Consider the following 12,279-nt stretch of genomic DNA (forward strand, 5'->3'; position numbering starts at 1 on the left):
ACTGGATCTATTTTTTGACACCAGCGATTAAAACATGGTGGCATTGATGAAGATGTTGTTTCTTTCATTTTGACCTAAAAACGTTATAATACAAAAATTATAACCTAATTTCTTTTATCGTTTTGTTTAAGTACCGTTAAAGTCTAGGCTTTTATGTCGCTATCCTTCGGGGTAGTGGAATTAATGGAAACCAAATCCGTCAAAATCTTTGGTGCTTAATTAAAAGTCGCTATCCTTCGGGGTAGTGGAATTAATGGAAACGATCTAAGGGCTTACCCGCATTCAATAAGTACTGTACAGCAGTCGCTATCCTTCGGGGTAGTGGAATTAATGGAAACTTTGGATACCTATACCAGTATTTCCTCTTTAAACACTTTTTTTAATTGAAATACAAAGAATTTTCTTCTATATAATTTTTTACTTTATCGGTTAAAACTTCTTGATTATGATTATTACGATAATCTGTCGAAGAAAAAGGCGGAATTTGACACTGGGCGATCGCACAACCTAAGCTAATTTTATCTATATTTTGAATAACATTAAAGTCGATAGTATAACCATCACGAGGGATTAATAAGATTTTCACTCCCCCCCATAATTTTTGAGCTTCATACCATGTAAAAATTTGTTCTGCTAAATCTGTACCAATAACGATGGTTAGCTCAATATTTTCGCCCCATTTTTTCCTTACCTTGGTGACAGTATGTATTGTACGGACATCGCTAATTTCGGGACAATAAAGGACGTTACCATAAGTTAAATTAAGATCTTCAATGAGTAATTCTAACATCCGATTACGGTGACATAAATCAGTACCATGACTTTTAAAAGGATTATCAGAAGCGTAAACACCTACTAGATTATAGTGAGAACTGAGGTAATGTAAAATAATTTTATGGGCAGACGTTGGCGGATCTGCACTTGTCCCAAAAATAGCTATATTCATAAATGAGGAGGGTATTCCAAAGAAACTGTACCTAGATAACCTTTACGAAAATCTTGGAGTAATTGACGAGAAACTCTTTCAATATCATTGTTATACTTAGATTCTGCCAATTTAATAATAAATTCTTCCCCTGTCATGTCCAATGGGTCTAAATCATAACGAGAATGTAATACTGATTCTGTACCTAAGTTAACTAATAAATCAATAAAAGCCTGTGCCACTTCTCTATTATTATAAGCAGCGTCGCCAATATCTTCGCAAATAGCTAATTTTAAAGCATCTTCCTGATTTTCTAACTTTAAAGGAATAATACCGGGAGCATCTAATAGTTCTATTTCCTCAGAAATACGCACCCATTGCAATTGTCTTGTTACTCCTGCTTTTCTGGCACTAGCTACCATTTTACGCTTGAGTAAACGATTAATTAAAGCTGACTTGCCGACATTGGGAAAACCGATCACCACTGCTCGTACAGGACGAGGTAACATTCCACGACTATGACGGCGTTCGTTAACTGCGATACCTGCCGACTGAGAGGCTTTTTGTATTGCTTTAACTCCGTTACCATCTTTGGCATTAGTAAAATAAGGTATTTCTCCTTTACTTCTAAACCAAGTACGCCATTCATCTCGCAAACTATCGGTAATCATATCTTCCCGATTCAAAATTAAAATACGAGGTTTTTCCCCAATCCATTCTTTTACTTGAGGATGATGGGAAGCTAAAGGTATTCTTGCGTCTCTTACTTCTAACACTACATCAACTTTTTTTATTTGTTCTTTTAATTGTCTCTCCGCCTTGCTAATATGTCCGGGATACCATTGAATGAGTGCCATAATCTAAACTTATCGATAATTGAAGGCGTTTATAATAAAAAAACCCTAACAAATAATATATCCGTCAGGGTTTATGATGATATTTTAGAAAAATTGACTTATTTCGTTTCCGTATCTTCGGTATTTTCTTGTTTACCACTAAGCATACCGTATTTACGCAAGAAGCGATCTACTCTACCTTCACTGTCAATAATTTTCTGAGTACCAGTGTAAAACGGATGATTACCAGACCAAACCTCTACGTTAATCTCTGGTTGGGTTGATCCCACACGCATTACTTCTTCCCCATTACACATAACTTTAGCGTCAGGATACCATTGGGGGTGTATTCCTTCTTTTGGCATTATTTTAATTTCCTTATTTAATATAAATATGAGTTTCCATTGATTAGTAGAGACGCTGCACGCAACGTTCCTACAATAATTACTAAAGTCAAAATTAACGTTTAGAGAACTGAGGTGCTTTACGAGCTTTATGTAAACCATATTTTTTACGTTCTTTTGCACGAGGATCACGAGTTAAGTAACCTTCAGCTTTTAAAGGTTGACGATTTTCAGGATCTAGTTGACATAATGCCCTTGCTACCCCTAATTTTACCGCATCGGATTGACCCGTTAAACCGCCGCCATGAGAATTGACTAAAATGTCATACTCATTTTCTAACCCTAAAGTTTCTAAAGGTGCTTTTAAGGCTTGAATGTAATCTTGAATTTGTTGAAAATATTCAGATCCTTCTCTTTTATTGACAATCACTGCACCAGTGCCGGGTACAAGACGGACTCTGGCAACGGAAGATTTACGACGACCTGTACCTAGATAAACTACTTTGTCTGACATTATTTATCGCCTCCGGGTATGGTATTAATAGTTAAAACTTGAGGTTGTTGTGCTTCATGGGGATGAGCAGAACCACTATAAACTTTAAGTTTTGTGAATAAAGTTCTGCCTAAGCTATTTTTAGGTAACATACCTTTAACGGCGGTTTCGATGATTCTTTCAGGAATACGTTTTTGTAATTTATCGAAAGTTTCGGTTTTCATACCACCGGGGCGCCCTGAATGACGACGATAGAGCTTTTGTTCGCCTTTTTTACCCGTTACAACAACTTTTTCAGCGTTGACTACTATGACAAAATCCCCTGTATCTAAGTGAGGGGTGAAAGTAGGTTTATTTTTTCCTCTTAAAACATTAGCAATTTCGGTGGCTAATCTGCCGAGGCGTTGATCTTGAGCATCAACAATAAACCATTTTTTATCTAAATCTTCTAATTTAGGAACTGGTGTTTTATTCATTTTAATTGAGACTTTTTAACTAAAAGTAAAAATAGGTTGAGTATTAAACCAAATTGGTTCAGGTATCGGAAAATTCGGATAACCTACTCTTAACAAACATAATCCTTTTGCTGGGGCAGAATATTTCACTAAATCCCGACGACGATTTACCCAAATGTCTTGGAACTGTGACACAGATCTTGTTCCTGCTCCCACTTCTACTAACATTCCCACTAATAGCCTTACCATGCCATATAAAAAACCACTGGCTTGTATCTCAATATGTATCAAGTCTTCTTTTCGCTGACAACTAACTTCTTGCACTTCTAATATAGAGTGTAAACGTTTAGAACCTGCCCGACGAAAAGCACTTAAATCATGAACTCCGAGTAAGGGATTAAGCGCTTTTTGAATCAATGATTCATCTAAAGGCTGATGATAGTAGTGCCAACTAAACGGTTGTAAAAATAGATTGGGAACTTTACCAGTATATATAGTATAACGATAACGTCGAAAAGAAGCGCCAAAACAAGCGTGCCAATCATTAGCTACCTGTGCGGAAGCCCTGATTACAATATCGTCGGGTAAACAACCATTAAGGACTTTTGACCAACGATCAGGAGGTACAGGAGAGTTAACTTCAAAATGGGCTACTTGGGCGGCTGCATGAACTCCGCTATCAGTTCTACCTGCACCGTGAATGGTGACGGGATGACCTATTACAGAGGCGATCGCTTTTTCTATTTCTTCTTGAACACTGTTATAGTTAGGCTGTCTTTGCCAACCGTGATAGTTAGCTCCTAAATATTGAATTACAATTGCAACTCTTTTTTTCTCTAGGGTGCTATTATCCATGAAGGTTAGACTCAAAAAGAACTAGATTAACTGTAAGATTGCCATTTCCGAATTATCTCCACGACGACTTTTCGTGCGGATTAAACGGGTATAACCACCGTTACGACTGCCATAACGTTCTTGAGCTTTCGCAAAAACATCATTAACGAGATCTTTATCATAAACATAAGCTAAGGCTCTGCGTCTGGCGGATAAAGATCCTTCTTTTGCTAAAGTAATAATTTTATCAGTAGTACTACGAACCGCTTTAGCACGGGCTTTAGTAGTTGTAATTTCGCCTTCTCGTAATAAGTGGGTGGTTAATCCACGGAGAAGGGCTTTTCTTTGGTCTGCTGGTAAGCCTAATAAAGGCACTTTACAACGGTGACGCATTAATTTCCTCCTTAAAATTATTAATTAATTCACGATTTTGTTTTTCTAGCCTTTCAAACTAGGGAGTAGCAACGGGCTCAATACTATGAATTAACTCTCCTGATGGTGGATCTTTCATCTTACCTTCAGCTAAAGTAATACCTAAACGCTGTTGTAAGGCTTCTATTACTTCCTCTGCGGATTTCGCTCCGAAATTTTTAATTTCTAAAAGATCATCTTGAGAGTATTCTAATAAATCAGCCACAGTGTTAATTTGAGCCCGTTTGAGACAGTTATAAGCACGAACTGACAGATTCAATTCTTCAATAGGAATTTGACTTGCTGGATCTTCAGGCTCTTCAAGTTCTTCTGGTTTACCAGTAATACTTGTAGCATCGGTTAACGGTGAAAATAGATCAACTAAAATTTTCGACGCATCCGAAAGAGCTTCTTCTGGTTTTATACTTCCATTAGTCCAAATTTCCAAAATCAAACGATCTGCTAAATTTCCTTCATGGCGAATTTCTTCTACCACGAAGTTAACTTTTGTAACGGGCATAAAAACAGAATCTATTTGTAAGAAATCGAGGGAGCTATGTTCATCTTTGCCTCTGACAATAGCTCGATAACCCTTTCCTTTCTCTACTTTAAATTCCATTTCTAATTTTGCTCCCTTACCTAGAGTGCAAATATACTGACTTGGTTCAACCAGTTCTATTTCCGAAGGTAGATCAAACTGTGCGGCTGTCACAGTACAAGGACCAGAAGCCACTAAACGACCGATTTGAGGTGTATGAGTGTAACTTTTAAAAATGATCCCTTTCATGTTGAGCATCATTTCTAATACATCTTCTCTTACTCCTTCCACCACCGCAAATTCGTGGTTTACACCTGCAATTCTGACGGCAGTTACTGCTGCACCTTCTAAGTTAGATAACAGAACTCTTCTCAAGGAATTACCAAGAGTTATACCTTGTCCTCTATCTAAAGGATCTAGTACAAACTTGGCATATTGCCCTTGATTTTTTTGAGTTTTATTTACTAAGCAGTCTATTTTAAACACAGCCACAGTGGTTATTTCCTCGATTTATGATGTCAGTTTTAGATACAAAGGTTTTAATAATCAATAACTCAAGTAATAATTAGAGTTGATGACTATGGGATAATTTTAGACTCTGCGTCTTTTTGGTGGGCGACAGCCGTTATGAGGAATTGGGGTAATATCCCGAATTAATGTAATTTCTAACCCTGCTCCTTGTAAAGCTCTGATGGCGGTTTCTCTACCTGCACCAGGTCCACTAACCATCACCTCTACTTGTTTCATTCCGTTGTCCATTGCTGTACGAGCGGCACTATCTGCTGCAGTTTGAGCGGCAAAGGGAGTTCCTTTTTTTGCCCCTTTAAAACCACTAGAACCAGCTGTTGCCCATGAAATTACGTTGCCTGTCGCATCAGTAATTGTCACAATGGTGTTATTGAAAGTAGATTTAATATAAGCTACTCCACTGGGAATGTTTTTCTTTTGTTTTTTTGGTCCTCCCCTTTTTGTGGGTCTTGCCATGCCGAATTTACCTCTTTAACTGATTTTGTTTATGGAGTTTTTGATTAATTGAATTAGTTAGTTTTTTTAGTGGTGATGAATTAATTATCACCGAACTATTTTATATAAAAGGTGATCTTAGGTTTTGGGCAACCCGAACTGAACGGTATTCAGGATGACTTGTTCTAAAACACAGTCCCTCTATTTATTTCTTAGGAGCTTTTTTCTTCCCTGCGATGGTAGCTTTACGTCCTCGACGAGTTCTGGCATTAGTTCGAGTTCTTTGTCCTCTCAAGGGTAATCCTTGACGGTGACGACGACCTCTATAAGTGCCTATATCTCCTAAGCGTTTGATATTCATCGCTTCTAAACGACGTAAATCCCCTTCGATCTCGAAGTTCTCCTGAATGTATAATCTTAGTTTACTTACATCCTCATCGCTTAAATCTCTGACTCTTGTATCTGGGTTTACCCCTGTTGCCGCCAGAATTTTTTGAGAAGAAGTTAAACCAATACCATACAAGTAGGTAAGTCCTATTTCTACTCGTTTATCACGAGGTAAGTCAATACCGGATATCCTTGCCATGTTTTAGTTTCCTTTGTTAATCTCGCTATTATTTCCAATAAATTTAGTCAATTTTCAGTGTTTATGATACACTAATGGTTAATAATTTATCCCTGACGTTGTTTATGTTTGGGGTTGGAACAGATCACCATAACCCGCCCTTTTCGACGGATCACACGACATTTGTCGCAAATTTTTTTGACTGATGCTCTTACTTTCATAGTAGTAGTTTACACTGCAAGCTTTTAATTATAACAGGGTTTTATACCTCTGTCAAACATAGGTTAGTTGTATAAGTCAAGTGATTTTTTGTTTTATTTTTCATTTTTAGAGATTTCTTGTCTCTTGATGATTATTTAAGCAAAATGTCACTTTTGGTAATGGTAATATTGTTGACTATATTTATATAATACAATTATTTTTTACCACTACCACCTTTTAGTCGATAAGTAATTCTCCCTTTGCTTAAATCATAGGGAGTTAACTCGACTTTTACTCTATCACCGGGTAAAATTTTGATGTAATTACGTCTAATTTTCCCAGCAATGTGAGCTAAAACATTAAAACCGTTATCTAAGTCAACTCTAAACATTGCGTTTGGGAGTGATTCCATAACAGTTCCTTCCATTTCAATGAGATCTTTTTTCGACATAGTAATAATCTTTTTATTGGTTTGATGTAATCTTTATTGATTTTATCAAATCTATTTTCCCTTCAAAATCAAAGTAGATCATTTTAGGATTTAACTATGGTTTCTAATTCTTCACTGATTTGGGAAAGTTCCCGATGGCCGTTAACATTAATTAATAACTGATTTTGTTGATAATAGTCAATCAAAGGGGCTGTTTGTTGACGATAAACTTGTAAACGATTACGAATAGTCGCTTCATTATCGTCTGCTCTGCCTCTACTTAAAAGACGTTCTAACAACACAGAATCAGGTACATCAAGGTTAACAACACCGTTACAGACTTGATTTAAGTCCTGAAGGAGATTGTTTAAGAAATCTGCTTGAGGAACATTGCGGGGAAAACCATCGAGAATCCATCCTTTTTGAGCGTCTTCTTGTCCTAATCTTTCTTTGATTAAGTCTAAAATTAGTTCATCGGGGACTAAATCACCGTTATCAACGAAACCTTTGGCTTTGATCCCTAAAGGGGTTTCTGCCGCGATGGCATCTCTGAGGATTTCCCCCGTTGAAATATGAGGAATACCCAGATTTTGGGATAGAATTTGAGCTTGAGTACCTTTACCAGCACCCGGTGCTCCTAAAAATATTAGTTTTGTCATTCTTTATTTCATTAAGAATTGAAAAGGTCGAAGGTTGAATTGAGAATTATTAATGCTCATTTATCTCCTATCTCCTAACTCCTATGTCCTAATTATTGTTTGACCATTCCTTCATAACGTTGAGAAATAACGTAGGTTTGAACCTGTTTGGCGGTATCAATGGCAACCCCAACTAAAATTAAGAGGGAAGTTGCACCAAAACCTTGAAAGGTTGTTACCCCCGTGGCACTTTCCACAAAAGTTGGTACGGTAGCGACAATAGTTAGAAAAATCGCCCCTAAAAGGGTTAAACGATTTAAAACTCCTTCTAAATAAGCAATAGTAGCTTTACCCGGACGAATACCGGGGATACTTGTGCCCATTTTCTTCAAGTTTTGGGCTATATCTTCAGGATTAGAAATCAAGGAAGCATAAAAATAACTAAAGAAGATGATTAGTACAGAGTAGGTTACTACATACCAGATTGTACCTGGGCGTAGAGCTAAGGCTATTTGATTTAGGATCGCATTAAAAGGACTTTTTTCCGCAAAACCTGCCACCGAAGAAGGTAAAACTAACACAGCCGAAGCAAAAATGATAGGCATAACCCCACCTTGATTAAGTCGCAATGGTAAGTAACTGGTTCTTTCTCTATATAGTCTTCTCCCCACTTGACGACGGGCGGAGATAATAGGAATTCGACGAGTACCTTCTTGGACAAATACAATACCAACAATCATAATCAAGAAGACGATGACGAGGATAAGAACTTGAGCGATGGCTTGGCGGCCTCCCGTTTGAGCGTAATCAATAGTATTAGCTAAAGTTTGAGGTAATACAGCGACAATGTTAACGAAAATTAACAAAGAAGCTCCATTTCCTAAACCTCTTTCAGTGATTAACTCTGATACCCACATGACAAACATTGATCCTGCTGTAATAGCCAATACAGTTTGGACAATAAACCAAGGGCTATCATTTATGGCATAAGGACGTAGCAAACCGACTGTTATCCCAGTACTTTGAATAATAGCCCATCCTAGAGCGACATATCGAGTAATCTGAGCAATTTTACGCCGTCCAATTTCTCCTTCATTTTTTTGTAAGTCTTCTAAGGCAGGAATAGCCGAAGCTAATAACTGCATGATAATAGAAGCATTAATATAAGGTAAAATTCCCAAGGCAAAAATACCTACTGTGGCTAAACCACCCCCTGTAAAAATGTTTAAAAATCCTAAAAAGGGAAGATTTTGTACCGCCGCTTCAAAGGCTTGTCTATCAATGCCGGGTACGGGTATATAAATGCCCAAACGAATCAAGATTAATAAACCTAAAGTTATGAGTAAACGGCCTCGTAGCCCTGCGGCACTGGCCATTTGCATAAAGGTTTCTTGAGCGGTTGGAGTTTTTTCTTTACTAACAACCATGATCTAATTTATATCTATAAATGGTGGATAAATAATGAGGAATTAGGAATGAAAAATTAAGAATTAAGATATTTTTTCTTAGTGTTAAAAGAAGTAAATAAAAGTTTCTATTTTACATTCTACATTCTCAATTCTACATTCTTAAATATCTTGACACTAATTAACCATTATTGCTTTGATCATTTACTGATGAAGCATGAGTAATAGTACCACCAGCAGTTTCAATTTTAGCTTGAGCGGATTTACTCCACCCTGCGGCTTTAATATTAAGGGCGACGGTTAATTCACCATTACCAAGAATTTTTAAAGGTCCATCATTTGTGGTAACAATACCTACAGCCATTAATGATTCTAAGGTAACTTCAGTGTTAGTAGCTAAAGTGTTTAGTTTCTCAACGTTGATGATGGTAAATTCTTTATGATTGATTAGAGGAAAGTGTTTTAACTTTGGAACTCTTCTGTAAAGGGGCATTTGTCCACCTTCAAAACCAGGTTTTGTACCTGTACCAGAACGAGATTTTTGTCCTCTCATCCCAAAACCGCCACTAGCACCTTGTCCAGCAGAAATACCTCTGCCTATACGGCGGCGACGTTTTTTAGATGTAGGCTTAGGGGATAGTTGATGAAGTCTCATAATGATTATGGAATTAATTTGATCTCTTATGAATAAATCTGTTGTAACGGAATATCTCTTTCTTTTGCTACTTCAGAAAAACTACGAATTTGTCCTAGGGCATTGACGGCTGCTCTGGCATTATTTAAAGGGTTATTAGAACCTTGTTGTTTCGCTAAAATATTTTTGATTCCAGCTAGTTCGAGGACGGTACGCACAGCACCCCCAGCGATAACCCCAGTACCCGGAGCGGCAGGACGGATAAATACTCTAGCTCCACCGGCTGCACCATTACTGATATGGGTAATGGAACTTGCTTTGTTGATGTTGATGGTAATAAGATGTTTTTTACCGTCAGTAACGGCTTTACGCACGGCGTTAATAACATCTCCTGCTTTACCTACACCAACCCCAACTTGCCCTTTTTCGTTACCAACAACAACAATAGCTCTGAAACTGAGTTTTTTACCACCTTTAACTACTTTGCTAACTCGGCGGATTTGGACAACTCTTTCTTGCCAGGTGTTGTCTTTTTTCTCTTTACGCTGTTTTCTTTGCTTACCGCCTTTGCGTTGTTGTTCTTGTTCTCTTTCTTTTGCCATAATAAGTTCCTCTTTAGAAGTTAAGACCAGATTCACGAGCGGCATCGGCTAAAGCCTTAACTCGTCCATGATAGAGATTCCCACCACGATCAAATACGACTTGTTCAATACCTTTAGATAATGCTCTTTGGGCTACTAATTTGCCAACTTCGGCAGAAGCATCACAATTAGATGTAGTAGCTAATTTTTCTTTTAGTTCTTTATCCACGGTGGAGGCAGAAACTAAAGTGTGTTGAGCTACATCGTCAATAACTTGAGCGTAAATGTGAAAGTTAGAACGAAATATGGCTAAACGAGGGCGATCAGCAGTTCCGCTTACTTTTTTCCGAATGCGCAAATGACGACGTTGAACGAGATCTTTACGATTAATAGTCATAATTATTTCTTACCTGCTTTACCTACTTTACGTCTGACATATTCCCCAGCGTAACGAATACCTTTTCCTTTATAGACTTCAGGAGGACGAACTGCACGAATTTTAGCAGCAACGTTACCTACTAATTCTTTATCTATACCAGTGACTACCACTTCGGTATTAGTATTAACAGCGACGTTAATTCCTTGGGGCATTTCCATTTCTACTGGTTTACTGTAACCCACGTTAAGAGTTAATTTAGAACCTTGAGCGGCAGCTCGATAACCTACCCCTTGAATTTCTAATTTTTTTTCAAAGCCTTGACTAACGCCGTCAACCATGTTAGCTACTAAAGTACGGCATAAACCGTGTCTTTCTCTTGCTTTACGAGAATCATTATCTCGGGTGACGAGAAGTTCTTGTGCTTCTTGAACTATCGTGATTAAAGACGGTAAATCTCTGGATAAGTTACCTTTTGGACCAGTAACATTTACTTGTTGTCCATCAATTTTGATTTCTACCTTTGGGGGTATCGTTATAGGACGTTTTCCAATACGAGACATGATAGTGAATAGTGAATAGTGAATAATTTATAGTTGACAATTAAGAATGGTAGATAGACACAGACTTAAAAATTTTTTTGTCTTTTGCCTTTTGCCTCTAATTGTTACCAAATATAGCAAAGTACTTCGCCACCGATGTTTTGTTTTCTGGCTTCTCTATCGGTCATAATACCGTGAGAGGTGGAAACAATCGCAACGCCGATACCGCCCAATACTCTGGGTAGGTCTTTTTTCTTACTATATACTCTTAAACCGGGAGTACTTACTCGGCGAATATTTTGGATAATAGGTTTACGATTTCTTCCTTTATATTTAAGGGAGACTACGATATTTTTTTTGACTCCTTCGCCGATTTCTTCATAACTGGTGATAAAGCCTTCACTTTTTAGTACCTCTGCAATACTGCGGGTCATACGAGTGCTAGGAATATTCACGGTGGAATGACGAACTGCACAAGCGTTGCGAATACGAGTCAGCATATCTGAAATAGTGTCGTGTGCTGGCATTCTTTCTTCTTTTCCTCTGGTTATTTCTTATTTGTCACGGAAGGGCATTCCCATTTCTTTGAGCAATGCACGTCCTTCTTCGTCGGTGTTAGCCGTGGTGATAATAGAAATATCAAAGCCACGAAGTTGATCGATGGTATCATAGCTAATTTCGGGGAATATTAGTTGTTCTTTTACTCCTAAGCTATAGTTACCTCGTCCATCAAAACTTTTAGGGCTAACGCCACGAAAATCACGAATACGGGGTAAAGCAAGACTGATCAAACGCTCTAGGAAAGCGTACATTTTGTCAGATCGTAAAGTCACCATGGCGCCCACGGGCATTCCTTGACGAACTTTAAAACCTGCGATCGCTTTCTTGGCACGAGTAACAACAGGTTTTTGTCCAGTAATCACAGCTAGTTCACTCAGAGAGGACTCCAGTGCTTTAGCATTCTGTGATGCTTCTCCTAAACCTCGATTGATCACAATTTTAGTTACTTTAGGTATTTGATGAATATTTGTGTAACCAAATTGCTCTTTGAGTTTAGCAGTAATAGTTTCTTGGTAATAAGTTTTTAATCTTGACATAGGAAGTGTT

General features: G+C 37.8%; 20 protein-coding genes and 1 CRISPR repeat array. All 20 genes read right to left on the reverse strand.

The features are described 5' to 3' along the window. Window positions 1–155 precede the first annotated feature (155 nt). Window positions 156–338: direct repeats of the CRISPR family, unit length 36 nt; unit sequence GTCGCTATCCTTCGGGGTAGTGGAATTAATGGAAAC. 41 nt (window positions 339–379) lie between these two features. Next, window positions 380–946 carry a nicotinate-nucleotide adenylyltransferase gene (locus ACEW8E_RS10010; protein WP_373480205.1) on the reverse strand — a complete coding sequence of 189 codons (567 nt, stop codon included), beginning with the start codon at window positions 944–946 and terminating at the stop codon, window positions 380–382. After that, window positions 943–1,782 carry a ribosome biogenesis GTPase YlqF gene (gene ylqF / locus ACEW8E_RS10015; protein WP_373480206.1) on the reverse strand — a complete coding sequence of 280 codons (840 nt, stop codon included), beginning with the start codon at window positions 1,780–1,782 and terminating at the stop codon, window positions 943–945. Before ylqF ends, ACEW8E_RS10010 begins: the two co-directional genes overlap by 4 nt. A 98-nt stretch (window positions 1,783–1,880) precedes the next feature. After that, entirely contained in the window at window positions 1,881–2,126 is a 246-nt protein-coding gene (rpmE, locus tag ACEW8E_RS10020; protein WP_373480207.1) for a 50S ribosomal protein L31, read from the reverse strand. Between the two features lie 94 nt (window positions 2,127–2,220). Beyond that, window positions 2,221–2,619, reverse strand: a complete 399-nt coding sequence (rpsI, locus tag ACEW8E_RS10025; RefSeq protein ID WP_373480208.1) for a 30S ribosomal protein S9 — start codon at window positions 2,617–2,619, stop codon at window positions 2,221–2,223. Further along, window positions 2,619–3,074: a 50S ribosomal protein L13 gene (gene rplM / locus ACEW8E_RS10030; RefSeq protein ID WP_373480209.1), complete on the reverse strand. Its 456-nt coding sequence runs from the start codon at window positions 3,072–3,074 to the stop codon at window positions 2,619–2,621. The genes rpsI and rplM overlap by 1 nt, the downstream gene beginning before the upstream one ends. 15 nt (window positions 3,075–3,089) lie before the next feature. After that, complete coding sequence (truA, locus tag ACEW8E_RS10035; protein ID WP_373480210.1) at window positions 3,090–3,908, reverse strand: tRNA pseudouridine(38-40) synthase TruA; 819 nt, start codon at window positions 3,906–3,908, stop codon at window positions 3,090–3,092. Between the two features lie 21 nt (window positions 3,909–3,929). Beyond that, window positions 3,930–4,280, reverse strand: coding sequence for a 50S ribosomal protein L17 (gene rplQ / locus ACEW8E_RS10040; protein WP_373480211.1), 351 nt, complete (start codon window positions 4,278–4,280; stop codon window positions 3,930–3,932). A 58-nt stretch (window positions 4,281–4,338) separates the two neighbouring features. Next, window positions 4,339–5,328 (reverse strand): DNA-directed RNA polymerase subunit alpha, encoded by a 990-nt coding sequence (locus tag ACEW8E_RS10045; RefSeq protein ID WP_373480212.1) that lies wholly within the window; start codon window positions 5,326–5,328, stop codon window positions 4,339–4,341. Between the two features lie 99 nt (window positions 5,329–5,427). Beyond that, window positions 5,428–5,820: a 30S ribosomal protein S11 gene (gene rpsK, locus ACEW8E_RS10050; protein WP_373480213.1), complete on the reverse strand. Its 393-nt coding sequence runs from the start codon at window positions 5,818–5,820 to the stop codon at window positions 5,428–5,430. Window positions 5,821–6,004: 184 nt separating this feature from the next. Further along, window positions 6,005–6,385, reverse strand: coding sequence for a 30S ribosomal protein S13 (rpsM, locus tag ACEW8E_RS10055; protein ID WP_066344187.1), 381 nt, complete (start codon window positions 6,383–6,385; stop codon window positions 6,005–6,007). An 86-nt stretch (window positions 6,386–6,471) separates the two neighbouring features. Further along, on the reverse strand, window positions 6,472–6,585 hold the full coding sequence (gene rpmJ / locus ACEW8E_RS10060; protein ID WP_071590996.1) for a 50S ribosomal protein L36: 114 nt from the start codon (window positions 6,583–6,585) through the stop codon (window positions 6,472–6,474). Between the two features lie 194 nt (window positions 6,586–6,779). Further along, a complete protein-coding gene (gene infA / locus ACEW8E_RS10065; RefSeq protein ID WP_373480214.1) occupies window positions 6,780–7,016 on the reverse strand; it encodes a translation initiation factor IF-1 in 237 nt (78 codons plus the stop codon). A gap of 83 nt (window positions 7,017–7,099) precedes the next feature. After that, window positions 7,100–7,654, reverse strand: a complete 555-nt coding sequence (locus tag ACEW8E_RS10070) for an adenylate kinase (RefSeq protein ID WP_373480215.1) — start codon at window positions 7,652–7,654, stop codon at window positions 7,100–7,102. Window positions 7,655–7,746: 92 nt separating this feature from the next. Then, a complete protein-coding gene (gene secY / locus ACEW8E_RS10075; RefSeq protein WP_373480216.1) occupies window positions 7,747–9,060 on the reverse strand; it encodes a preprotein translocase subunit SecY in 1,314 nt (437 codons plus the stop codon). Window positions 9,061–9,220: 160 nt separating this feature from the next. Next, window positions 9,221–9,694, reverse strand: a complete 474-nt coding sequence (gene rplO / locus ACEW8E_RS10080; protein WP_373480217.1) for a 50S ribosomal protein L15 — start codon at window positions 9,692–9,694, stop codon at window positions 9,221–9,223. A 26-nt stretch (window positions 9,695–9,720) separates the two neighbouring features. Continuing rightward, window positions 9,721–10,275 carry a 30S ribosomal protein S5 gene (gene rpsE, locus ACEW8E_RS10085; RefSeq protein ID WP_373480218.1) on the reverse strand — a complete coding sequence of 185 codons (555 nt, stop codon included), beginning with the start codon at window positions 10,273–10,275 and terminating at the stop codon, window positions 9,721–9,723. Window positions 10,276–10,288: 13 nt separating this feature from the next. Next, window positions 10,289–10,651 carry a 50S ribosomal protein L18 gene (gene rplR / locus ACEW8E_RS10090; protein ID WP_373480219.1) on the reverse strand — a complete coding sequence of 121 codons (363 nt, stop codon included), beginning with the start codon at window positions 10,649–10,651 and terminating at the stop codon, window positions 10,289–10,291. Between the two features lie 2 nt (window positions 10,652–10,653). Further along, complete coding sequence (gene rplF, locus ACEW8E_RS10095; protein ID WP_373480220.1) at window positions 10,654–11,193, reverse strand: 50S ribosomal protein L6; 540 nt, start codon at window positions 11,191–11,193, stop codon at window positions 10,654–10,656. A gap of 104 nt (window positions 11,194–11,297) precedes the next feature. Beyond that, the gene (rpsH, locus tag ACEW8E_RS10100) at window positions 11,298–11,699 is read right to left on the reverse strand and encodes a 30S ribosomal protein S8 (protein ID WP_373480221.1); all 402 of its coding nucleotides are present in this window, start codon (window positions 11,697–11,699) and stop codon (window positions 11,298–11,300) included. Between the two features lie 27 nt (window positions 11,700–11,726). Further along, on the reverse strand, window positions 11,727–12,269 hold the full coding sequence (gene rplE, locus ACEW8E_RS10105; RefSeq protein WP_373480222.1) for a 50S ribosomal protein L5: 543 nt from the start codon (window positions 12,267–12,269) through the stop codon (window positions 11,727–11,729). Window positions 12,270–12,279: the final 10 nt, after the last annotated feature.

The organism is Geminocystis sp. (assembly GCF_041753295.1).
Classification (GTDB): Bacteria; Cyanobacteriota; Cyanobacteriia; order Cyanobacteriales; family Cyanobacteriaceae; genus Geminocystis.